Origin of the sequence: Dyadobacter sp. 22481 (assembly GCF_052044875.1) — a bacterium.
GTDB classification, from domain to species: Bacteria; Bacteroidota; Bacteroidia; order Cytophagales; family Spirosomataceae; genus Dyadobacter; species Dyadobacter endophyticus.
The window spans coordinates 1011303-1034788 of sequence record NZ_JBQENV010000001.1 but is presented as its reverse complement, the minus strand read 5'-3'; the positions used below and the strand labels follow the sequence as shown (position 1 = coordinate 1034788).

Below are 23486 nucleotides of genomic sequence, written 5' to 3'. Positions count from 1 at the left end.
AAGCAATTTATCTTAATGTTAATTAATATTTAACTTTTAGATCTTCTCCGGATCTTCTTTACGCGATGAACTCTCGCCGCCTCCGATACCACCGGCGATTGTGAAGTATTTGAGAACAAATCAAAACTTCTCATTCCCCTAATAATGACTTAACACCCGCGAGGCATCTTTGCGGCACTTATGAAGATACTCCGCATCATACTGCTCGCTTTTTCCTCGTGGGTAATCTGGCTATTGGTATCCCAGTTCTTCTTCTGCCCTCGTTACCAGCTCAACGCGCCCATTCCTTTCGAAGGCCCTGTAGTGTACAATCCATACGACTCGGTCGTCGCAGCACAATGGGTGAAATGCAACTTTCACGCGCACAGCCGCGCATGGGAGGGTGTGACGAACGGGCACGGAACAGCATCCGACATTCATAATGCCTACAAAGCATTGCATTATGGCGTGCATTGTGTCTCAAACTATCACCACATCGACACAACCCATTCTACCCGCGGCAATTATCTTTCGGCGTATGAGCACGGTTATAATATCCGGAAGACGCATCAGCTCGTGCTCGGGAGCAACGAAGTGCAGTGGCTCGACTACCTTTTTCCGCAAACCACTCACAATAAGCAACATGTACTGAGCCATCTCGCAGGTCCCGACAATGTAGTCATCCTGAACCATCCGGCGCTCAAAAACGGCTATACGGGAGAAGATCTGGCCCAGCTTACGCATTACGATTGCATGGAGGTGCTAAACCCATCGGTAACATCCACAGCCCAATGGGACGCGGCATTATCGGCCGGCAAGCGGGTATTTATTGTGGGCGATGACGATATTCACGACGTCATTTCCAAAAATCGGCTCGGTATACGATGTACTTTCGTGAATGTCAGGAACAACTCTGCCGGAGAGGTAATTCATGCCTTGAAAACCGGGCAGAGCTACGGGGTAATCGTCGGAGAAAGCCAGCACCACGATTCCATTCCACAACTGAAAAGCCTTACCGTTCGACATGACACGATCATTGCCATCATGACGCGGAAAGCCCGTGAAGTAACCATCACGGGCCAAAACGGGAAGGTGCTCGCCATGGCTTGCGACACCGATCGCATCAGCCACCGCATCGTTCCCGAAGAACGTTATGCCCGGGCGACATTCAAATATGCAAACGGAACCGAGATTTTGCTGAACCCGGTATTCTTTACGCCCAAAAACGGCTATCGACCGATGCCGGTTTATGAGAATTTCAACGAAACGATGTTCTTCCGGAGCGTGGGCTCATGCATTCTGGGTGGCTGGCTGCTGCTCTTCGTTCGGCTCTTGCCCGGACAACGACCTCAACGTTACGGACGACGCAGACTGTCATGGCGATAGAATACATCGAAAAATATCCCGTAACCCTGCTAGTGATCATTTTTACGATCATCCGGCTGCTCATCGCCAACCTGATCAACCTCGGCAACGACGAAGTGTACTATTTCACCTACGCCGTCCTACCCGACTGGAACCATTTCGATCATCCGCCACTGGTGGGCATCCTCATACGCATTTTCACCTTCAATCTGAACTGCAATTCCGAAGTATTCGTGCGGATGCCGGGCATTGTCGCAGCGGCCGTAAATACCTGTCTAATAGCACATTTAGGTAACCTGATCAAGAACCGGGACACGGGCCTCATTGCAGCTTTACTTTATAACACCTCTGTTTACAGCAGCATTCTGTGCGGCATTTTCATCCTCCCCGATTCGGTACAGCTCACATTCTGGCTGGCTGCATTGTATGCGATGCTACGCTGTATCAAGGCTACCGGCCTGTCCGATATTCACCGCTATTTGCTGCTTACCGGGCTCTTCATCGGCCTTGCGACGATGAGCAAAATACATGGCGTGTTCCTCTGGTTCGGTTTTCTGGGATTCATCGCTTTCGACCGCCGCGGCTTGCTCAAAAGTCCTTATTTGTATATTTCCATAGCCATTACCGCATTGCTCGTCTCGCCGGTTTTGTTCTGGAATTTTGGCAACGACTTCATTACCTGGCGATTCCATAGCGAACGCGTGACCTTCGGCGATAGCGGCATTAACATCAGATCCTTTTTGCGGACAAGCATCGGTCAGGTTCTGTATGCCAATCCATTCCAGGTCGTCATCTACCTGCTAACCGGAAAAACGCTCGTGCGCAGGCTTTCGATCACCACGTCGGCCGTTACCACGTCGGCCATTACCACGTTGGCCATTACCACGTTGGTCGATGCCACCTCGGCGGCATTGCTGTTATGGTGCAGCTTGCCCATCATCGCCTGTACCACGCTCGTTTCGCTTTTTCGCGACACCTTGCCGCATTGGAGCGGGCCCGGTTTTCTGGGACTCATGCTATTGGGCGCGGCCTGGGCAGACAAGTTTATATTCCCAGACCTTAATAATCTTCCCAAAAAGCTGCTGGCAGGTTCAGTAGGACTCATTCTATTCGTTTTCGCGGCCGGCCCCATCCTCATCCGCTGTTACCCGGGCACGATGAGCCCTAAATCCTTCCCTCACACGGGCGAGGGCGACGCTACGCTGGACATTACCGGCTGGGAACAGCTGTTGCCCGCTTTCGAAAAACTCCGCAACGACGATATTGCCAGCGGCAGCATGAAGCGCGACGCGCCAATGGTCGTTCATAAATGGTTTCCGGGCTCGCACATTTACTATCACGTAGCGTATCCGCTCGGAATGCGTACGGTGGGTATCGGGAAGCTGGAAGACCTTCACCAGTTCGCCTGGCTGAACAAACTTTACGGACAGGTACCAGCCGGCTCGGACGCGTGGTACATTACCCCATCCAACAATTTCACCGATCCCGCAGAGCAATTTGCAGGTCAGTTTGAGCGGTTCGAAAAGGCCGGGACGATCACACAAAGGCGCAACAGCCGCGTGGCCCGGTATTGGTTTGTGTACAGGCTTAGAAATGCAAGGCTGACGGCCGACCATTGACCGCCAAAAACTTCCACAATATTTTCCCCCTCCCATACAACCATTTCCTGATCTTGCTGCCTCTTTGACACGAATACGCTAAAAATCCCTGCATGACCTCGGAAGCCGATTTGATAAGTGGTTGTCTTTTAAATGATCGCATTGCCCAGCGACAGCTGTACGACCGCTACAAAAAAGCGATGTACACGCTCGCCTACCGCATTACCGGTGATTTCGACGATGCCAATGATGTTTTGCAGGATGCTTTCATGGAAGTATTTAAGCATTTGAATCAATTCCGGGGCGAGTCCACACTCGGGGCGTGGGTGAAACAGATCGTTGTACGGAAATCGACGAAGAAGAAACGGCTGGTGATCTGGCAAAATGTGGACGAATATATGGGCGAAGGGATTGACTGGGGCGAATCGGAAATCAATACAGCACATCTTGAAACGGCGGTATTATCGCTGCCGGATGGTTTCCGCACCATTTTCGTACTTGCCGAAGTAGAAGGTTACACGCACCGCGAAATTGCGGTAATGCTTAACATTTCGGAAGGCACCTCTAAATCACAATTGTTTCATGCCAAAAGAAAGCTCCGCGCGATGCTTTCGGCCAACTGACACCGATTCGAATGGAAAAGAACCATACAAGCCTTCAAAATGCGCTCCGACGCTTTCCTGCATATGAACCGGGAGAAGAGGTATGGAATGCCCTGAACGAAAATCTGCTGGCGCAGCCGCTTCGCCAGGCGCTTTCCGAAATGCCCGCCTACGAACCGGACGAGAAGCTTTGGGACCTGATCGACCGGAAAAGTGTACGGCAACAGCGCTTGAAATGGGGTTATGCAGCCGCAATGCTCCTGATCGGCGCAGGGATCGCCTGGCTGATGCTGCCGGCCGATGGGCCACGTGTTGCCTACTCGCAGGAGCCGGTTGACGAGCGGCTGCAAATGGAAGCCGACATTAAGACCGATCGGCAATACCGGTTATTGAAAACGTATTGCGAAACGGAAACGCTGGTTTGCAACAGCAGCGAATACCGATCGTTGCGGCAAGAGTACGAGCGGTTAAGTTCCGCCGCCGACCAACTGGTCCACGCCATCGGCAATTACAACACCGAGCCGGAGCTTTTGAGGCAATACAATGAAATTGAAAGACAAAAAACGGACATTCTGAATGCGATGGCCAAGATGATTTAAGCACCTTAATCATGAATATACTTCTTAATAAAATCCGAAAACTACCCTTGCTCGCGCTCCTTGCGTGGGCGTCCGGGAGCTTGCCTGCTTACGCGCAGGGAAAATTGCAGGTCGCTACCAAAAGGATCGAAAGGACGGTCAGCGCACCGGCCGTGCGCACACTCTATATCAGCGCGGAAAAGGCCGACATCGAGATTGTGACGTGGGACAACGCCGATATTGCCGTGATCATGGAGCTTTCCGCCCGCCATCCCGACCGCGCCACGGCTACGCAGGACCTTTCCAAATTGCAGTATATCGCCGACCGCAACGGCAGGGACTATTTTCTGCGCAATTATATTGTACTAAAAGAAGGAGAAAGCAAACCTGTCTCGAACCTCAAAGCCCGGTATACGATCCATTTGCCCGCTTCGTGTGCCGTAGACCTAAAAAACTCGTTCGGCACCATTACACTGCGCGGGTTGACCAACCAGCTGAACCTGAAAGCCGATTTCTGCACGACGAGCCTGACCGGATTAAGTGGAAAAGGGGCCCTGCAAACCACATTCGGCGAACTTTCGGGCAACGAGCTCGCGGGCACATTTACCTTTTCGAGCGACCATACCAACGTCCGCCTGGAACAGATCGCCGGGGCCATTCGCATCGATGCGGCCTATGGCAACGTCGAAATATACCCGACCGTGGGGCTTACAAGCCTTGGGATACACTCCAAAAAGGCCGAAGTAATGCTCCTGACAAAGAACTGGCAGCATTTCGACTACACCATCAACGGCGCTTACGCCACTATGAAACTCCCCAACGGTTTCAAGTGGAAACGCAACACCGCCGATTTCAAAGAAGCTTTTTTTTCCCGCAACCAGCTCGCCAGCGTCGATATCAACGCCGAGTTCGGAAGGGTTACGATTAAATAAAAACGGGTGCTTAACTATTAGTCATGAAAGTAAAATAACCCTCCTCTTAACAATTTAAAATACTGACAAACAACGGCCTATCGACAACACATTTACAACTTTTAACCTGAACCCAACTGTTGTTTAATGCAAAAAGGCGTATTGTTCGTCCTGTCCCTGCTCGTCTCCCTCGTCGCACACGCGCAGGACACCGTCAGCGTATCCTATTCCGAAGAAGCTGACACACTGGTCAAACAGCGATTCATCGACCGGTATGAAAATGTATTTATGACCAAAGTGGCAACGAGACATATCGTGAAGATCGGGCTGTCGCAATACTATCAGGCGATTGCATTTCCATTACAGGACGACAAAATATTGAACAATACATCCTTGCAGCTCGGGTACGAGTTCAAGTTTCTGCCCGCATTTTCAATCGCCCTGGCGGGCCATATGCCTTTCCTGGACCTGAATATTCCGTTAAAGGGACTTGTTCAGTACACGGTAATGGATGCGCAGCTCAGATGGTTTGTGGGAATGCGGAGACGGATCAAAAAAGGCCTGAGTGCCAACAATTTCAGCGGAAATTACATTGGTGTCTTTTACAATGTCCCAGGGACCGTCGACCATTACAATCCCAAAATAGGGTTAAGATTGGGTATTCAGAGAAGGTTTCTGAACCGCGGCTTCATGGATTTTAATTTTTCAGTACATAAACGAGTCGATAAGGTAGAATGCTCAACCCAGGCCATTCTGGGCATTGCTTTCGGGGACTGGAAAAGGATAAACAGGGCGCCGCTTTGCGACATTCTCTTTTGCGACGAACAAATCCGGAATCAATGGAAAGTTCGGCTGCCGGAAATAACGGTAGGCTACTATTTGAACAGACTGAAAGCTGGCGTCGCATTTGAGCAAAAGTTGTCCGACTGGCCGCTTAGTTTAAATTTCCAGCTGGACGCTGCTATGAACAATGGGTTCAATTTAATTAGGGTAAAAAACAATATCTATGGCTATGAAACAGATTACAAGAATGTTTATTCCCGCGAGAAGATTGTCTCATTCTCTATTCAGCCCAGGTATTACGCTTTCACAAAAGCCCAGCAACTCAAAGGGAGGAGCCGCAATGGGCTGTCCGGCCTGTATGCAGGGGTTAACACCGAATATTATTATTACAAAGGCAGCCATGGGCACGCGGTGTATGATAATCTTCGAAGTGAAGACAGTATCATCAACGCCGGTCCACTTATAGGTTTCCAGCTGCGTTTGTTCAACCACGGCTATTTCGACTGTAACACATCGTACAATTTTCAGGATTATTTAAAAAGTACCCAAACAGACTTTGGATTTCGTACCAATATCACGCTAGGCCTGGCCTTCTGACGCCCACAACTCCCGGTAATTAAGCACATAACTCCATGACACGCACCGCAAAAAAGTGGGTTGGCATCGCTTTGCCCATCATCGTCGTCTTGTCGATGCTGATTCGGTACAGGCTCGGAAATACACCTGCGCAAAATGACTTGCAAGCGAACTACCATCGCACCCGAATGCATATCGGCCGGCAGCTCATGAACCTCCGACACGAATTGGGGACGAAACAAATAAATGTTTCACAAAACACTGCCCTTGAAATACGAATGCTCTGGGATGACCGGGATGTGCTTTACAGTGCTCTAAATGGCCGGAAAAGTCGTTTCCAGTCCGACAGTCTCATCAAGCTGGAAAGGCTGATCGACCGCCAGGCATCCTTACCAACCGTTCTCAGGGAAATTGAACGAATTGAAAGAATCAATGATACAGACTAGCCATCGAAGCCATGAAAAACAAAAGGAATGTTCTCAAACTACTGCACAATGCCAAACAACACCTGACCACGCTGACCTTCCTGACCCTGCTCGCACTCCTGACTTCCTGCGACCAATTCGAATTCAGCCCCAACCAGTCGTTCGACCATTCGAGCCCATCCAACCTGAATGCGCAAAATCTCGCCCGGCTCCGGCAAAACGCAGAAGATGACACCGTGACGATTGTCTTTGCCGGTGACACCCAGCGATGGTATGACGAGCAGGAAAGGTTTGTCAAAAAGGTAAACAGCCTCACGAACGTCGACCTCGTACTGCTGGCGGGCGATATTTCAGATTTTGGGTTATTGCAAGAATTTAAATGGGTTCAAAAGCGGCTTTCCGCTTTACGCGCGCCTTATTTCGGTATAATAGGCAATCACGACATGGTGGCTAACGGCAGGCAAATCTTCCGGCAAATGTTCGGGCCGTTGAACTATTCATTTGTGTACGGGGGCATCAAATTCATCGCGCACAATACCAACGGACTGGAAGCTCCGGGTGAAAATATCCCCGACCTGGGCTGGCTCTCACGCGAACTGAGGAACATGGAGGGTGCTTCGTATATGATTACCGTTTCGCATGTACCTCCCTTCAATGCGCTGGAATTCGGCCCCGCTGCTGTGAAACCGTACACCGATTTGCTGCGAAACGCTCCCAATTTGCTACTCTCCCTACACGGTCATGTTCATGAGCACCAGGACTTTTATCCGTTCGGCGACAGGGTGCACTATATCACGAGTTTTTCTTTCAAACAAAGCGCATTTGTCCTACTCCAAATCGTCGACGGCAAAGTGCTGAAATCCATCATCAACTACTGACATGAAACGAATCTTCGCTATCGCGGCGCTCCTCGCAACGGGAGCAGCCAGCAACTCCTATGCCCAATTCGCCGGGAAACTGGTCCCGGATTTTGCACAAATTCAATATGCTGGCAGCAACGGCTGGATGGGCGTTGGTGCCGGGTATGCGTTTTTTCACCGGCGTTTGCGCACCCACTTCCAATACGGGTATGTGCCGCCAGCGAAGGGCGGGCCTTTGCATTTATTCTCCGGCGCGGTTTTTTATCAGCCGGTACGTTTCCAGCTTGGAACCAGGTTCCAGATCAATCCGGTAGACTTTGGGCTTAAAGGCAGTTATCAATTCGGGAACGACTATTTTTTCAAACTCCCTTCCCGCTACCCGCCCAATTATTACTGGTGGAAACCCGCGTTCCGTCTGCATTTGGCCACCGAATCGTCCGTTACTTACAAATTGCCTGCGAACGCGGGACTCCGCACATTCAGCGCTTATCTTGAATTCAACACCAACGATCTGTATATGATCAGCTACTTTTTGAACGCAGGATCGCTGCGGGTCCGGGAAGTAGTGAAGGCCGGGATCGGTGTGCGGCTGGGATTTTAGGCAGGTAGAGACGTCAGTTTCTTGCTTTACTATGCAATGGCCCGAATGTGCGTGGCCACTAACCTGCGGACTTATGAAGATCCTGAAAACTCCTGTCGTCTTTTTCAAAACGCTCTGCATTACTGCTGTCGCTTATTGTTTCGTTCAGACCATTGTTCTCGCACAAACCGCCCGTAAAATAATCCCGCTTTGGGAAAACGGCGCGCCGGGCTTCGAAAACAAGCGCAACGAACCCGAGTCGGCTAAGGATTATTGGGTCAAAAACATCCATAACCCGTCCTTGCAAGTGTTTGCACCGCCAGCGGGTAAGGCAAATGGCACTGCGGTGGTCGTCTGTCCGGGCGGAGGTTTCAGGCTGCTCGTCTACAATGCTGAGGGCGTGCAACCGGCTGAATATCTTGTAAAACTGGGTATTACTGTCTTTGTTTTAAAATACCGCCTTCCACGCGAAGAAGGTTCGCCCTATTCACTCGAAAAGCACCCGCGCGAGGACGCATTGCGGGCGATCAGGCAAGTACGCAGCCGCGCGAAGGAATATGGTATCGATCCCGGCCGTGTAGGAATGCTCGGCTTCTCGGCTGGGGGCGAGGTAGTCGCATCGGTGGCATATGTTTCCGGCAAAGGCGATGCCAACGCCAAAGACCCTATCGACCGTCTTGATGGAAAGCCGGATTTTCAAATGCTGATCTACCCGGGGCCGCTCGGCATTCCCGAAACCGTCCCCGCCGACGCCCCGCCTGCATTCCTGCTTGCCGCGAACGACGATCCCTGTTGCGGCGTCACGACGGCCAGTTTGCTCGTCAAATACCGCGAAGCAAAGCGCCCCGTGGAGGCGCATCTCTACACCAAAGGCGATCACGGTTTCAACATGGGTGACCGCTCCCCGCTTCAAAGCATCAAATCCTGGCCGCAGCGAATGGCCGACTGGCTGGGAGATAATGGTTATCTAAACTTTCCCTAACTCATCCAACCGCAACCCCGCCCCGCATATACTCCGCCGTCAGCGACTCTTTCGATTTCAACAAATCGGCAGGCGTACCTTCAAATAATACCTGGCCTCCCTTATGCCCGCCTTCCGGGCCGAGGTCGATGATCCAGTCGGCGTGCTTCATTACTTCGGTGTTATGCTCAATGACGATCACGGAGTTGCCCTGGTCGACAAGGTGATCGATGATTTCCAGCAAACGGCCGGTGTCCGACATATGCAGACCGGTCGTTGGCTCGTCCATGACGTAAATCGTACCGTTTTTGTGCAACTCACCGGCGAGCTTAATGCGCTGGCATTCACCGCCGGACAAGGTGCTCAGCGGCTGACCGAGTGTGAGGTAGTTGAGCCCCACCTGGTTCATGGCCGTCAGTTTATGGACAATGTCTTTGGTTTTAAAAAACAGCAAAGCCTCCTCTACCGGCATGTCCAACACTTCGGTGATCGATTTCCCATTGACCTTATATTCCAGTACCTCAGGTTTGAAACGCTTGCCTTCGCAAGTCTCGCACACTGTTTTGACGGGTTCCAAAAACGCCAGATCCGTGAATATAAAGCCAAGTCCCTGGCATTCAGGACAGGCACCATCCGAGTTGAAGCTGAACAGCGAGGGGCTCACCTTATTGGTTTTACCAAACAACTTGCGAATATCGTCCATAATGCCCGTATAAGTCGCCGGATTGGAACGGATCGAGGCGCCTACCGCCGACTGGTCGATCACTACCGCTCCGGGATGCTGGGAGAGGAAAACACCGTTGATCAACGAACTCTTCCCCGAACCCGCTACGCCCGTTACTACCGTAAAAACGCCCGTAGGAATGTCCACGGATACATTTTTGAGGTTGTGTCGTTTGGCATTCTTTATTTTCAATGCACCGGTTGGCTCTCGGAAGTAGGGTTTGACCTTTAAATCCCTGTTAATAAATTGGCCCGTAAGCGTTTGGGCTTGCAGAAGGCCCTGGTAGTTGCCAGAATAGACGATTTCGCCACCTCCGCTTCCGGCCTTCGGGCCAACGTCAACAATATAATCAGCCACACGAATAACGTCCGGGTCGTGTTCGACGACCAGAATCGTATTACCCTTGTCACGCAGCTTTTGCAGCAACTCATTCAGCCTGTGAACGTCCCGCGGGTGCAGGCCGATGCTTGGTTCGTCGAAAATGTAAGTGATGTCGATCAGGCTGCTGTTCAGATGCTTCACCATCTTAATCCGCTGCGATTCACCGCCGGATAGTGTGCCGGTTTCACGGTCGAGGCTCAGGTAACCCAGGCCGATGTCTACCAAATGTTGCAGACGCTCGGTCAGAGTATCGATCATCGGTTTCGAAATGGGATCGTGAATCTCTTGGATGATCGTGACCAGTTCCGACACCTCCATAGCCGACATTTCGGCGATATTTCGGCCGCCGATCCGGCATGCGAGCGCCTTCTCGTTCAGGCGGGCGCCCTTACATGCGGGGCAGTCGCCCATTTTCAGGAAACGCTCGACTTTTTTGACCGTCTTCTCAGAAATTTCACTGCTATCTTTCTGAATATAAAGCCGGTTGAACTTATCGACCAGCCCTTCATATTTCGTATCGAACACCATTCCATTATAATTGGACTCGTAGGTCCCCTTTCCGTACAGCAGCGTATGCATTTCCTCATCGGAGTAATCTTCCAGCTTCTTGTCATTATCGAGCATGCCCGAGAAAGTGTAAGCCTTCCAATACCAGGTTCCCACAGCATACAGCGGAAAGAGAATGGCCCCTTCGTTAAGGGATTTCGTCGGATCCAGAAATTTTTCTAGGTCGATTTCCACCTTTTTGCCCAACCCATTGCACTCCGGGCACATTCCCGCCGGGTCGTTGAAGGAGAATGCATTGGAAAACCCGGCATGCGGCTGACCGAGGCGCGAGAATAGCAGGCGCAATACCGCTGAAATGTCGGTGATAGTGCCCATTGTGGACCGCGAATTGCCTCCCAGGCGCTTCTGATCGATGACAATGGAAGTGGAAAGGTTTTCAATGGCATCGGCCTCAGGCTGACTGATGCGCGGCAGCCTGTTACGGATAAACATGCTGAAAGTTTCGTTCAGCTGCCGCTGTGCCTCTGCTCCGATCGTGTCAAAAACGATGGAAGATTTTCCCGAACCGGAGACGCCGGTGAAGATGGTGATTTTGCGTTTGGGAATGTCGAGTGAAACATTTTTGAGATTGTTTTCTCTTGCTCCGCGGATGCGGATGTATTCCTGTTGGCTCATGATGATTGATTTGAAGTTGGCTAATAGTCGGGAGGACGTGAAGTATGAAAAGAATTCCTTCCCGCTACAAACATAACCAAACCCCTCCCTATCACGACGCGCTTGCCGCTGAAAAAATCCACTGAACCGCGTAACGGTCTGTGAGTGTGGCCCATTGGCCTTTGAGAACCTCGGGCGAAAGCGGCGCAGTAACCTCCCCTTCTTTCGCCAATTTCTGGAATACCGATTTTAGCTGCCTGGGCGCGGTAATGCTGATCCACAGCGAAATACTGTTGCCTGACGCTACCCCTTCCTCACCTCCCAGGTCGGACGCGTAGAGCCGGATGTGCTCCGACACCAGGCTTGCATGCAATACCAGCTGCCTGATCTCGTGGGGGAACCGCTTCCCGCCGGGCGTATCGCCCAGGTAGGTAAAATGCAGTTCGCCGCCGAAGCAAGACTGGTAGAAGCGCATCGCCTCTTTGCAATTGCCGTTGAATGTAAGGAAGGGGTAAATCGCCATTGGGTATATTATTCGTTGTAAGCGCGTTCCATTTCAGCAATGTCGAGTTTTCGCATGCCCATTACAGCCTGAAACATCTGCCCGGCCCGCTTTGGGTCACCGCTGGATAACCGCTCGTTCAGCATAGCAGGTACAATTTGCCACGACAACCCGAATTTGTCTTTCAGCCAGCCGCACTGGCTTTCCTCGCCGCCATCGGAAGTGAGCGCGTTCCAGTAATAGTCGATTTCCTCCTGGTCTTTGCAGGAAACAAAAAACGAAACAGCCTCGGTGAACTTGAACATCGGCCCGGCATCGAACAGGTGCAAAGTCAGTCCGTTGATCTCGATGACTCCCATCATCACCTGGTCGGCCGGCATATGAGTGCCTTCGCCCCATGTTTTCAACAATTTGATCTGTGAATTCGGGAAAATGCGGGTGTACAGGTTCATCGCTTCCTCTGCACCGCCATTGTACCAGAGAAACGGTGTAATACCTTGTGTCGTTGCTAATTCGCTCATTGTTTTGGATGTTGAAAGGTGAATGGTTTATTTCAAAAAAGGCAGGATAATTGAAGTAAGTGCCGGCGTATCCATCATGAGGGTAACATGTGATTTGCCCGGCAAAATGGCATACTGCGACCGGGGCGGAGCCACTATATCGGCCATCACACCGCCGCCGAATGCCCTGTACAATTCCGCTGAATGCTCGAATTCGACCCCATCGTTGTCGCCGTTGATCATCAGGATAGGAAATTTAAGCTTTCTGATCTTTTCAATACCGACATCAAAGTGCTGATTTTCAAACACCAGCATTTTGGAAATGAATGCATTCCAATGCTTCGGGTCCGGTGCAAACTTGTCGTACTCGGTCTTTAATGGGGTATTTACCAAAAATTCGGGTTTCAGCATCGCGATTTGATCGCGGGTAGCCTTGGTCCAGCCCTCGGTTTTGTAGGCGGAAGATATGAATATCAGCTTCTTAACCAGCTTGGGATGTTCCACCGCCATTTGAAGACCGATCGTCGCGCCGAGGCTGTAACCGAGCACTTCCGTACTGTCTATTTTGAGATAGCCCAGCAATGCAGCGGCGTCTTCGGCCATGGCCTGATAGGAAATGGGCCTGTCGATGTCGGCAGTATGCCCGTGGCCCTGCATTTCGACGGCGATCACCTGGCGGGTTTTGGCCAGCTCGGGGATAATCTGGCCCCAATTGAGGCTGATGGTCATAAAACTGCCATGCAGTAATAATAATGGCTGTCCTTGCCCGTGGATTTCATAATACAATTTCAATCCGTTTACGGGCGCATAACCTGATTTCAAAGGTTTGGGTGAAGTAATTTCCTGTGCCATGGTTATGCGCGGGGATAGCGCTCCCGACGCGAGCAGCGCGATGAATAAAATGGTAGATGTTCGAAAGGCTTTCATGGGATGGTCGTTTAAGATGAAGTTGGTTTTTAGTTTGCCGATGATTGACATTACAAATTTGGCAGGTCAGGGAGAAATAAATGGGGTGTAAATACGCCTAACCAAAGGGGTAAAAATGCCAACTGAATATTTTTCTATATTTACGACATCTAAATCCAAAATCGCCATGAAGCATATTTCGGTATATGTCCCCCAATCTTCCTACATCGAAGCAGTTTCGCCTGCTTACCGGCTTTTCAACACGGCTAATGACTTTCTGAGGGCCTCCGGAAAAGAGCCTAAATTCCATGTTGAATTTGTAGGTCTCAACCACGATATCAAGGCGCAGGACGGCGAATACACCATCCGCATCAACAAGCTGCTCAGTGAAGTGACCCGAACCGACCTCGTGGTAATCCCCGCATTGTGCGGCAACCTGCGCGATTCGGTCGAACTCGACCGCCCGGCCATCCCGTGGATGCTTGAAATGCGCGAAAAGGGTTCGGAAATCGCCTCCCTTTGCCTCGGCGCATTCCTGCTGGGCGCTACCGGATTGCTCGACGGCAAGAAATGTTCGACGCACTGGGCTTACTATGAAGAGTTTAAAGAAATTTATCCGCAGATCGAAGTGGTGGATGGTACTATTATTACCGACGAAGGAAAAGTCTATTCCAGCGGCGGTGCCAACTCGATCTGGAATCTGTTGATCTACATTCTTGAAAAATACACCAGCCGCGACATCGCCATCCTGGCCGCCAAGTATTTCGCCATCGACATCGACCGCGATAACCAGCGTGCATTCACGATTTTCAAAGGCCAGAAAAACCACAACGACGACGGCATTCTCGCTGCCCAGGACTACATTGAACAGAACTACACCGAAAAACTGACGATTACAGAACTCGCCGATATTGCCAGCGTAAGCCGCCGGAGTTTCGAGCGGCGTTTCAAGAATGCGACCAACAACACGATCAACGAATATGTGCGCCGCGTGCGCGTGGAAGCGGCCAAACGGAGCTTCGAGGTATCGCGCAAGAACGTGACCGAGGTGATGTACGACGTGGGTTATACCGATACCAAGGCATTCAGGGACGTTTTCAAAAAAGTTACCGGCCTGACGCCCATCGAATACCGGAACAAATACAGCAAAGACAACTAAAAGCGGCCCGATGGCCGCTTTTTTTATCGAATGGCATTGCACTAATCAATTGTCTTTCAACGAAAAGTATGATTTACCGGTAGCTCATTTTATTTGCACCCTCCTTTCCAAATGCGCAATTTTGCACCGCTATCTCAAAAAATCGAACCAATTTATTGTCATGTCAAAATCCATTTTGATCGTCGTGCTCGCATGCATGATAGGTTCCGCTCACGCGCATTCCATTCAACCAGTTATGAGCAGTAAAATCGCCTACACCGAAACCGTCGACTGCGGCAGCGTTTCCCTGATCGACATTTTCAGACGTGCCCGCCTGTGGGTAAGCCAGTCCGCGCCGGATAACAAGACGCTCGTGGACGATAAAGAAACCGGCGACCTCGTCACGCAGGGCCATATTACCATCACCGTTCCAAGGTCCGAAAACAGTGCGGGCGGTGTTTACAAGTTCAGCTATGTGCTTTCCGTTGAATGTGCTAACCGCAAATACCGCGCATCGCTGGCCAATGTGGAATATCAGGAAGGAAGCGGCGGCCGATCTGTACCATTGGAGGTTTTCAGCCAGAAAAACGAGAACAAAACCGCTGCTACTGAGCTCGAAGCCAAACTCAAAGCATTACTCGCCGATTTGCAGTCCAACGTGAAGGATTACAAGCCGTTCTGACAATGAACACCAACCGTATTACTACGTTTCTTCTCGGTCCTGAACTTTCCTGGCTTATCATGTACGGCCTGGCGCTGCTGCTCGTAGCGCCCAACCAACCTCCCACCGAGGCCGGTAACGTCCGGCTTGAAAGTCTTGCCTGGTATGTGCTGTTTGCGGCGATCATTCTCTCCTTCGCTCCTTTGTACTGGTCGCAAGGCGGGCTCGGCTGGTGGATGCTGCGTATAGGGATCGCCGGTTTGATCGGCATCACCTCCCTTGCTACCGCATTTTGCGGCGCTATCGACTACCATGATTCGCGCAATTCGGGCGTAGGCACGTTATGGATTATGCTGGTAATTTTCGGGGTCATCTTCCTTTTCGTGGGCATGATCGGCGTGAGTCTCTATCTCAAATTCAGGCCTTAATCTTAAAAACGATGGTCGACGAAGTTCCTTCCCCTCAAAATACCTATACCGTCCGTTTCGGCGCCTACGAAGTGCGCATGAGCCATTGGATCAATGAACCCATTATTTTACGGGTCGCAAATAACCAGATGGTATTCGAAATGCCCTCCACCTGGAGCTGCGACGAGGCTAAATGGCTTGACGATAATACCGTCGAGCTCAAAACACGGCTATACCCGGGCCGCGAGTATTGCGACCTCGTGCTCAACCTCAAAGCTGGCACCGGAACGGCAGTAAGAGGGAGTTACCCGTTTGCGAATTCAATGGGCAGGCCTCCGAAGCATTTCGAAGGCAGCTTACAGGAAATATATCGCTGGCTTTAATATCAGAAAACCATGGAAACAAGCAAGGGAGTACCAGCGGGCGACTTGTTCATTCTGCTCTTTTTCACTATCGGGTCGGTTTTTGCTATTATTTCGTATACCATCTATCGTAACAGCCGTAACCTGATCGAAAACGGTGTCGAAACGAAAGGTGTCGTCATAGACCTGCATCGCTTGAAGCCGCGTGAATATCCGCTTGCACCATCAATCAGATATTTAAAAAAAGATGGTACCGAACACGTTTTTCACAGTTCGGAAGCACGCAACCCGCCTGAATACCAGATCGGCGAAGAAGTGACGTTGTACTACGACCCCTCCGATCCCGACAATGTGCATTTGAAAGGTAATTACCTGTTCGTTTATGTGTTTGCCGGAATGGGTGCCATGTTCTGGTTGTTCTCAATCTGGTACGTCGGAGGAGCCGTGAAAGCGGTATTTCAATGGCTTTTCGGCTGAAAACAGAAACTATTCTACCCGTAAATCAATAAGCTCGCCCGCATCCGTACGAAAAGTAAGCCGTTCGCCGGTAACCGACCCAGCTTGCTTTCCATTGCGAACTACCCGGACCGTTCTGCCTGGCCACGGATTCACAATCGTGCAAACTTTTCCTTTTTCGCTTTTGATCCGGACCTCAGAAACGTTCCCTTTTACCTGCCGGGATGAAATGAGAAATGCGCCCCAGGCCCTCAGGTCTTTGAACTCTGCACTTTGCCCTTCCGGTAGTCCAGTAAACAGACGAATCACATTCCCCACGCTCATGCACAACATTTCGTTCAGGGCATTGGCAACCGTACAGCTGTTTTCTATCCCATGCGGGTTGTCCAGCTGGAAACCATTCGGGTAAGTATGCAAAGCATATTTCCGCAATTCTTTAAAGACAATCCCCGGATCATAACCTACGCGTATTGCCGCCATAAAAAAACTGCTGCTTGTATTGGCATCCTGAAACCGCTTCATATCGTCGATTGTATTGCGGGACAAAGTCAGCAACTCGTCCCCGCTATCGAGCGTGATTGCATTAGCAGGATAAATATGTTGGATACCCAAACCATTATTCTCCCACCAGTCAACGCCTTTTTCTGTATAACGGAATACCTTCCTGCCGTTTCGCTCCTGGACTGGGAACAGGCTTAGTTTATCCAGAATGTCCCGCCACTTGGCCTGCCTTTCCTGATCTACTTTCAAAGTGGAAGTTAGATCAAGCATGAGATTGAAAGTGTTGCGAACCAACCCGAGCGTAAGGATAGGATTCATATCGGCCCCGGACCCTTCATGAATGGCGTCATTATAAATAACATACCGTCCCTCTTCATATTTCAGGTAATCTTCCCAAAAATCGGCTACCGCTAATGCATATGGGTATATCTTTTTCCCATAGCGGTCGTCGTACGTACACCGCCAATACTGCGCCATATTCAGCAGACCATAGGCCGCATTAGAACGCTGCCCGAAGAAAAGGCCGCCCCGCTCTTCGTTGTTGGTTTTCGGATACCTCGGATGATTTCTCGTTACTTCAATTCCCAGGGGACCGATTCCTACCGGATAGAGTATGCCCCGGGTACCCGCCACATTTTTCGCGTACCACTGCCCTCTTTGCATAAAATCGATGAGCGGAGCATCATGGGGCTCGCCTTGTTCCAGGCGATTGGCCGAGTAAAGCGAATAAAACGGGGCCTGGTGGTTATAGTTCAAATGATAGTCACCTGCCCATTGCGGGTCGTCGCTGGTAACCCACCCAAAAAGGCCGGGCGGAAAACGGGGATCGCGGCTGCATGCTGCCATGGTGTACAATCCCTGATAATAGGCCTTCATTAAAACCGTGTCTTCGATGCTTATGGAAGATTTCCCCCAATAAGTCCTCCACCATGCCTCATGTTTCGCCATCTCTAAACCGGCAGTGCTTTTGTCTGTCTTTTTTATTTGAGCCAATGCAAATTCCAATGGCTCCGGCCGCTTAAAATTGCTCTCAACCGCGATGGATACGACTACTTTTTCTCCCGGCTCAATCGTAAATGTGCCATCGTTACGATCGATAACCTTTAATGCAACGGCCACCTCAGTGGCGATGTCGACACTATCCGCAAATGCCCGCGTCATCCATAAGACATTGCCTTCTGCACCTTTCTTTAATCTGGCCTGGCGGTTGTTTGGCGCATTCAAACTTACCGATATCCTGCGGGCCTTACCGATCGCGCTAATCTCGATGAAGGCGCGGTTGCTGACGGCCGATACCCATGATTTCAGAACTACTTTCCCACCACCTGTTGCAATGTTGCAGGTTGTAACTCCATCGGCGAGCCGCTGGTCGGCAGCAAAGCCGGCATTCCCGATGCCTTCGATTCGAATGTCGGCAGAACCGGCGGTCCGGGGTCCGGACACATCGTCTTTTCTGGTGAGCGTTTCCGGCGATACCAACCGCCAAAAATCATTTTTAGAAAGATAGTAACTAAGCACTTCGCCCTTGTAACCCAGACACATCGTCAGATCGCCGTTACCCATCAGCGGGGCATCCACCTTATTATTACTTGGCGTGGATACCATCGGTTTTGACCAGCTATTATGAAAGGAAGATACCGCCGAAGCTGCCGCCCTACGAGTTTGGGTAAAGCCTGTAAAACAATTAAATAGAAAAAAAAGGGCTAGGAAAGTCGGTCTCATACGTCTTGCAAATTTTTTCATCGTCCTGACGGGGCTATCAGGTTTTAGCAAACAAACACAATTAATTTGTTCAAATGTATATACATATTACAAGAAAAAAAATATTCATAGAGCGCAAAAGGAGGTCATGCCAAAAGCGGTTTCACCACCTTGCCGTGCACATCGGTAAGCCGGTAGCGGCGGCCCTGGTGCTTGAATATGAGTTGCTCATGATCGATCCCCATCAAATGCATTACCGTCGCCTGGAAGTCATGGACATGCACGGGATCTTTGATGATATTATAACCAAAATCGTCTGTTTGCCCGTAAACAAAGCCTTTTTTGACACCCGCACCGGCCATCCAGATCGTGAAGCTGCGCGGATGGTGGTCGCGACCGTAGTTGTCCCGGGTGAGCTTGCCCTGTGAATACGCCCCGCGGCCGAACTCTCCACCCCAAACCACCAGCGTCTCGTCCAGCAAGCCGCGTTGCTTTAAGTCGTTGATCAATGCAGCCGACGCCTGGTCGACGCTTTTGGCCATCGTTTTAATATCATTTGGCAAATTACCGTGCTGGTCCCAGCCCTGGTGGTACAGCTGCACGAATTTGACGTCCTTTTCGATCAGCTTCCGGGCCAGCACACAATTCGCTGCGAATGTGCCCGGCTTGCGCGAATCCTCCCCGTACATGTCGAAAATGTAGTCTGGCTCCTTGGAAATATCCATTGTTTCGGGCACGGCCGTCTGCATGCGATAAGCCATTTCGTACTGCGCCATCCGGTAATTGATCTCCGGGTCGAGCAGCTTTTCGAACTGGCCCTGCTGCAATTTCGCGAGCGAGTTCAGCATGCGCCTGCGGCTGGTCCGATCGATCCCCTCGGGGTTATTGAGGTAAAATACAGGGTCCGGGCCGGAGCGGAACACCACCCCCTGGTGAATAGACGGCAAAAATCCGTTGCTCCAAAGTTTGGCATACAATGGCTGGTCACCACCACGGCCCTTGGAGAGCAACACCACGAATGATGGCATATTCTGGTTGTCGGAACCAAGGCCGTAGCTCACCCACGAACCCCACGAAGGCCGACCGCCCTGCTGACTACCCGTTTGGAAGAAGGTAACAGCCGGATCGTGGTTAATGGCTTCCGTGAACATCGAGCGAATGAATGTGACATCGTTGACAATACCCGATGTATAGGGCATCAACTCGCTGATCATCATATCATTATCCCCATATCGCTGGAATTTGTATTTCGAAGCGGCCAGCGGAAAACTGCTTTGTCCGGCGGTCATGCCCGTCAGGCGCTGTCCCTTCCGCACTGATTCGGGGAGATCTTTGCCCCACATTTCTTCCAGTTTCGGCTTGTAATCGAACAGTTCGAGCTGCGACGGCGCACCGCTTTGGAACAAATAGATTACCCGCTTGGCCTTCGGCGGGAAATGCGGATGCCCGATCGGCAAGCCGACAGCTTCGGCGCCCTTTTCGCCTATCTTTTTAGCGAGTGAATTGTCTGCACTCAAAAGCGATGCCATCGCCGCCGCACCCAGGCCAAGGCTGGTTTTCGACAGGAAGTTACGCCTGCTCAACTGCTCATGCACATGGTTTTCAAGTTCTCTGTAAAAGCTCATAGCTTTGCTTGTTATCGCTTGATCAAAAATTCATCAAAATTCATAACTGTGCTCGCCACAATGGTACCGGCTGCCAGCTGCGCCGGGTTCAGCGCCTTATCGAGGGGATATTCGCCCACCGCCAGAATCGATTTCATCCTTTTCGGATTATGGGTAAAATCCTTCAACTCCTCGTCATACAACCCTTTCAGCACCATCTTTTCCTTCGGATCGGGCAGGCGGCTCGTCAGTGCTGTAAACGCATAGTCGATTTGCTCGTCGATAGACTTGCCGTTTTTCAGCATATGTTGGGCCAGCACGCGGGATGCTTCTATAAATTGCGGGTCGTTCATAACCACCAACGCCTGCAATGGCGTACTGGTTTTCTGCCTTTTGGTAATGCAGAAATGCCTTTCAGCAGCATCGAAGTTGAGCATCATCGGCGGCGGCGAGCTGCGTTTCCAGATGGTGTAGAGGCTGCGGCGGTAAAGCGAATCGCCATGCTGCTGCTTATAGGTCACCTCGTTACGGGTCGCGAGCGCTTCCCACAAGCCCGCCGGCTGGTACGGGTATGCGCTCTTACCCCCTACCCTGCGCGTAAGCAATCCGCTGGATGCCAATGCATTGTCGCGGATTTGCTCCGCACTCATGCGGTAGCTCGGGCCGCGCGCGTAAAGCCGGTTGTCTGGATCGACGTCCTTCATCCCCGGCTCCATTCTGGACGATTGCCGGTAAGTAGCCGAAGTCACGATCAGCTTTTGCATGGCCTTCACATTCCAACCCGACTCACGGAAGCGCGCCGCAAGGTAATCGAGTAATTCCGGGTGCGTCGGCAATTCGCCCTGGTTCCCGTAATCGTCGCTGGAAATCACAATCCCTTTCCCAAAATACATCATCCAGAACCGGTTAACGGTCACACGGGTGAAAAGCGGATGGTCTTTGTTCACCAGCCACTTAGCCAGTCCCAGGCGGTTTTTGGGGTATTCTTTAGGTATTTTAAAAAATGCATCCGGGGTATCCGACGTCACGGGCTTTCCAGGTGCGTCGTAAGCCCCGCGATTGAGAATGAAGGATTTACGCGGATACTTACGCTCCTTCATCACCATTACGTCGATCTGCTTATCCATAATTTCTGTCTCTTCGCCGATCAACGCACGGCTCGCCGCCAGTTCTTTTTTGTAGCCGGCGTCGATATTGGTCAGATAATATTCTCTCAGAGAAGCTAGCTGTGTCGGTTTCAGTTGCGCCGCCGGCGTTTTTAAGGCGGCTACCAGCTCATTATGGAGCGTAAACAAACCCTGCATTTCCAGCGGACTAACGGCCCGAGCATAAATCCGGAATTCGTCCACCTCGAAATTCTTCGTCCGCTGATCCGATAACCGGCCGATGTTCAGCTTATCTACATACCAGTTCGTTTTATTCTTTCCATACAAAATACTCTCAGTCAGGTGGTCATTATGCACGGTAACCTTCACCGGCTGCCCGTTTATGAAGAGTTTCAGGCCCGCCGCCTTGCTCAAACCATCGTAGGTAAAGCCCAGCTGCGTCCATTTGTTCATCGGGAACTTGCCAATGGTTTGTATTTCAATGGCATTTTCCGGCCAAACATGGCTGATCGTTAACCGGATGCGCCCATCTTTCTCCCGGAACACATTCCAACCGCGGTAACCGTTCATGACCCCATTGGACTTGTGCAGCAGCGAGCCGCTCACAGCAGGGTCATGCAGGTTAAGCCAAATGCTGATACTGAATGGCTGGTTGCGCTCGAAGAATGCAAATTTATCGCCGAAGCTCACCGCGTTTTCTCCAAAAATATAACGCGCCCTACCGATGCGACCGTTGCGCGAGGCCACATTGGAGAGGCTGTCGTCGCCTTCCGCGTTGGCCTTGTGTTTCGGGTCGGCCAGGTTCGCGAATTCCTTGCCGTTTGGCTCATCGAATGTAAAATGCCCCAGCAAATCGGTTTTTTCCGGCAGCAATGCTTTTTCCGGCGCGGTGCGGGCAGCAGCAAGCCATTGCTGGAAACCGCGTTCGTAAACAGCCGCGTTAGCCGTCATAGCCGATCGCTCCTTCGCCAGGTTGTCGTGAATGTATTTCAATTTCGCATCGGCCTCCGGCGTGGGCAGCGTAATGGCCGGGCTTGCCTCGCCGTTGTACGGGATCTGGCCGTTTTCGTCATTATTATTGAAAAACGCATACAATGAATAATAGTCCTTATGGCTGATCGGGTCATATTTGTGATCGTGGCAGCGTGCGCATTCTACGGTAAGCCCCAGGAATGTCTTGCCAAACGTATCCACCCGATCGGAAACATAAGCCGTGCGATATTCTTCGGGGATAATACCGCCTTCCTGGCTCTGCTGGTGCATGCGGTTGAACGCCGTAGCGACCATCATGTCGCGGGTCGGGTTGGGCAGCATGTCGCCGGCGAGCTGCCAGGTCACGAACTGGTCGTAAGGCTGGTTTCTGTTAAATGAGTTGATCACCCAGTCACGGAACGGCCATGCCGTGCGCAAACCATCGTCCTGGTACCCGTGCGTATCCGCATAACGCGCGGCATCGAGCCAGGGCACGGCCATGTGCTCGCCATAATGCGGCGAGGCGAGCAGCCTGTCAACGGCCTTTTCGTAGGCATCCGGCGATTTATCGTTTAAAAATGCGCTTACCTCATCCGGAGTCGGCGGCAAGCCCGTCAGGTCCAGCGAAACGCGGCGCAGTAATGTGGTTTTGCTGGCCTCCGGTGAAGGTTTGATGTGCTTATCTTCCAGTTTTTTAAGGATGAACCGGTCGATATCGTTGCGCACCCAGGCCTCGTTCTTCACTTCCGGCAGCTCGGGTTTTTCGACTTTGGTAAATGCCCAATGCGGCTTATACTCGGCGCCTTCCTCCACCCAGCGGATCAGAATGGCCTTTTCACGGGCAGTAAGTGACAAATGCGATTCAGGTGTGGGCATCACGATGTCTGGATCGGCCGAGAGAATGCGGTGTACCAGTTCGCTGCTTCCCGGTTTCCCGGGTTTAATGGCCTTCAAACCGCTTTCCGCTTCCTTTTTATAAGCCACTTCGGCCATATCAAGGCGTAAATCGGCCTTCTGGTGGTTGGCATCCGGCCCGTGGCAAGCAAAGCATCGGTCGGAAAGGATCGGCTTTACGTCGTAGGTATAGTCCACGGGAGCAACCAGGGTATTTATTTCGGCGGCCACATCGTCCGGCAGATCGACCTTTTTGTCACAAGACATTAAGAAGAATCCGGCAGCAGGGACC

General features: G+C 51.3%; 22 protein-coding genes. 15 read left to right on the top strand and 7 right to left on the bottom strand.

What is annotated here, in order from left to right:
• Positions 1-180 precede the first annotated feature (180 nt).
• From ACTJJJ_RS03835 to ACTJJJ_RS03790, 10 genes are all read left to right on the top strand, one after another.
• Entirely contained in the window at positions 181-1365 is a 1185-nt protein-coding gene (locus ACTJJJ_RS03835; protein WP_440701490.1) for a hypothetical protein, read from the top strand.
• The gene (locus ACTJJJ_RS03830; RefSeq protein ID WP_440701489.1) at positions 1356-2963 is read left to right on the top strand and encodes an ArnT family glycosyltransferase; all 1608 of its coding nucleotides are present in this window, start codon (positions 1356-1358) and stop codon (positions 2961-2963) included. The genes ACTJJJ_RS03835 and ACTJJJ_RS03830 overlap by 10 nt, the downstream gene beginning before the upstream one ends.
• 92 nt (positions 2964-3055) lie before the next feature.
• Positions 3056-3565, top strand: a complete 510-nt coding sequence (locus ACTJJJ_RS03825; RefSeq protein WP_188930463.1) for an RNA polymerase sigma factor — start codon at positions 3056-3058, stop codon at positions 3563-3565.
• An 11-nt stretch (positions 3566-3576) separates the two neighbouring features.
• Entirely contained in the window at positions 3577-4143 is a 567-nt protein-coding gene (locus tag ACTJJJ_RS03820; protein WP_440701488.1) for a hypothetical protein, read from the top strand.
• Positions 4144-4154: 11 nt separating this feature from the next.
• Complete coding sequence (locus tag ACTJJJ_RS03815) at positions 4155-5054, top strand: hypothetical protein (RefSeq protein ID WP_188930467.1); 900 nt, start codon at positions 4155-4157, stop codon at positions 5052-5054.
• 126 nt (positions 5055-5180) lie between these two features.
• Complete coding sequence (locus ACTJJJ_RS03810; RefSeq protein WP_440701487.1) at positions 5181-6413, top strand: hypothetical protein; 1233 nt, start codon at positions 5181-5183, stop codon at positions 6411-6413.
• A 35-nt stretch (positions 6414-6448) separates the two neighbouring features.
• Positions 6449-6838 carry a hypothetical protein gene (locus ACTJJJ_RS03805; protein ID WP_188930470.1) on the top strand — a complete coding sequence of 130 codons (390 nt, stop codon included), beginning with the start codon at positions 6449-6451 and terminating at the stop codon, positions 6836-6838.
• Positions 6839-6849: 11 nt separating this feature from the next.
• Positions 6850-7695, top strand: coding sequence for a metallophosphoesterase family protein (locus tag ACTJJJ_RS03800; RefSeq protein WP_440701486.1), 846 nt, complete (start codon positions 6850-6852; stop codon positions 7693-7695).
• 1 nt (position 7696) lies between these two features.
• On the top strand, positions 7697-8278 hold the full coding sequence (locus ACTJJJ_RS03795; protein WP_440701485.1) for a hypothetical protein: 582 nt from the start codon (positions 7697-7699) through the stop codon (positions 8276-8278).
• Positions 8279-8351: 73 nt separating this feature from the next.
• Positions 8352-9239: an alpha/beta hydrolase gene (locus tag ACTJJJ_RS03790; protein ID WP_440701484.1), complete on the top strand. Its 888-nt coding sequence runs from the start codon at positions 8352-8354 to the stop codon at positions 9237-9239.
• A gap of 1 nt (position 9240) precedes the next feature.
• On the opposite strand, the gene ACTJJJ_RS03785 is transcribed toward ACTJJJ_RS03790, so the two are convergent.
• From ACTJJJ_RS03785 to ACTJJJ_RS03770, 4 genes are all read right to left on the bottom strand, one after another.
• On the bottom strand, positions 9241-11505 hold the full coding sequence (locus tag ACTJJJ_RS03785; RefSeq protein WP_440701483.1) for an ATP-binding cassette domain-containing protein: 2265 nt from the start codon (positions 11503-11505) through the stop codon (positions 9241-9243).
• A gap of 91 nt (positions 11506-11596) precedes the next feature.
• A complete protein-coding gene (locus ACTJJJ_RS03780; protein WP_188930485.1) occupies positions 11597-12007 on the bottom strand; it encodes a VOC family protein in 411 nt (136 codons plus the stop codon).
• A gap of 8 nt (positions 12008-12015) precedes the next feature.
• Positions 12016-12507, bottom strand: a complete 492-nt coding sequence (locus ACTJJJ_RS03775; RefSeq protein WP_188930487.1) for a VOC family protein — start codon at positions 12505-12507, stop codon at positions 12016-12018.
• A gap of 27 nt (positions 12508-12534) precedes the next feature.
• Positions 12535-13413 (bottom strand): alpha/beta fold hydrolase, encoded by an 879-nt coding sequence (locus tag ACTJJJ_RS03770; protein WP_440701482.1) that lies wholly within the window; start codon positions 13411-13413, stop codon positions 12535-12537.
• Between the two features lie 166 nt (positions 13414-13579).
• On the opposite strand from ACTJJJ_RS03770, the gene ACTJJJ_RS03765 reads away from it, so the two are divergent.
• From ACTJJJ_RS03765 to ACTJJJ_RS03745, 5 genes are all read left to right on the top strand, one after another.
• A complete protein-coding gene (locus ACTJJJ_RS03765) occupies positions 13580-14551 on the top strand; it encodes a GlxA family transcriptional regulator (RefSeq protein WP_188930491.1) in 972 nt (323 codons plus the stop codon).
• A gap of 160 nt (positions 14552-14711) precedes the next feature.
• Positions 14712-15212 (top strand): DUF4468 domain-containing protein, encoded by a 501-nt coding sequence (locus ACTJJJ_RS03760; RefSeq protein WP_188930493.1) that lies wholly within the window; start codon positions 14712-14714, stop codon positions 15210-15212.
• 2 nt (positions 15213-15214) lie between these two features.
• Positions 15215-15619 carry a hypothetical protein gene (locus ACTJJJ_RS03755; RefSeq protein WP_440701481.1) on the top strand — a complete coding sequence of 135 codons (405 nt, stop codon included), beginning with the start codon at positions 15215-15217 and terminating at the stop codon, positions 15617-15619.
• An 11-nt stretch (positions 15620-15630) separates the two neighbouring features.
• On the top strand, positions 15631-15981 hold the full coding sequence (locus tag ACTJJJ_RS03750; protein WP_426294736.1) for a hypothetical protein: 351 nt from the start codon (positions 15631-15633) through the stop codon (positions 15979-15981).
• A gap of 12 nt (positions 15982-15993) precedes the next feature.
• A complete protein-coding gene (locus ACTJJJ_RS03745; protein ID WP_440701480.1) occupies positions 15994-16437 on the top strand; it encodes a DUF3592 domain-containing protein in 444 nt (147 codons plus the stop codon).
• 9 nt (positions 16438-16446) lie between these two features.
• On the opposite strand, the gene ACTJJJ_RS03740 is transcribed toward ACTJJJ_RS03745, so the two are convergent.
• The 3 genes from ACTJJJ_RS03740 to ACTJJJ_RS03730 form a co-directional block, all read right to left on the bottom strand.
• Positions 16447-18522 carry a glycosyl hydrolase family 95 catalytic domain-containing protein gene (locus ACTJJJ_RS03740; protein ID WP_440701479.1) on the bottom strand — a complete coding sequence of 692 codons (2076 nt, stop codon included), beginning with the start codon at positions 18520-18522 and terminating at the stop codon, positions 16447-16449.
• Between the two features lie 242 nt (positions 18523-18764).
• Positions 18765-20243, bottom strand: a complete 1479-nt coding sequence (locus tag ACTJJJ_RS03735; protein WP_440701478.1) for a DUF1501 domain-containing protein — start codon at positions 20241-20243, stop codon at positions 18765-18767.
• Between the two features lie 11 nt (positions 20244-20254).
• On the bottom strand, positions 20255-23461 hold the full coding sequence (locus ACTJJJ_RS03730; protein WP_440701477.1) for a DUF1553 domain-containing protein: 3207 nt from the start codon (positions 23459-23461) through the stop codon (positions 20255-20257).
• Positions 23462-23486: the final 25 nt, after the last annotated feature.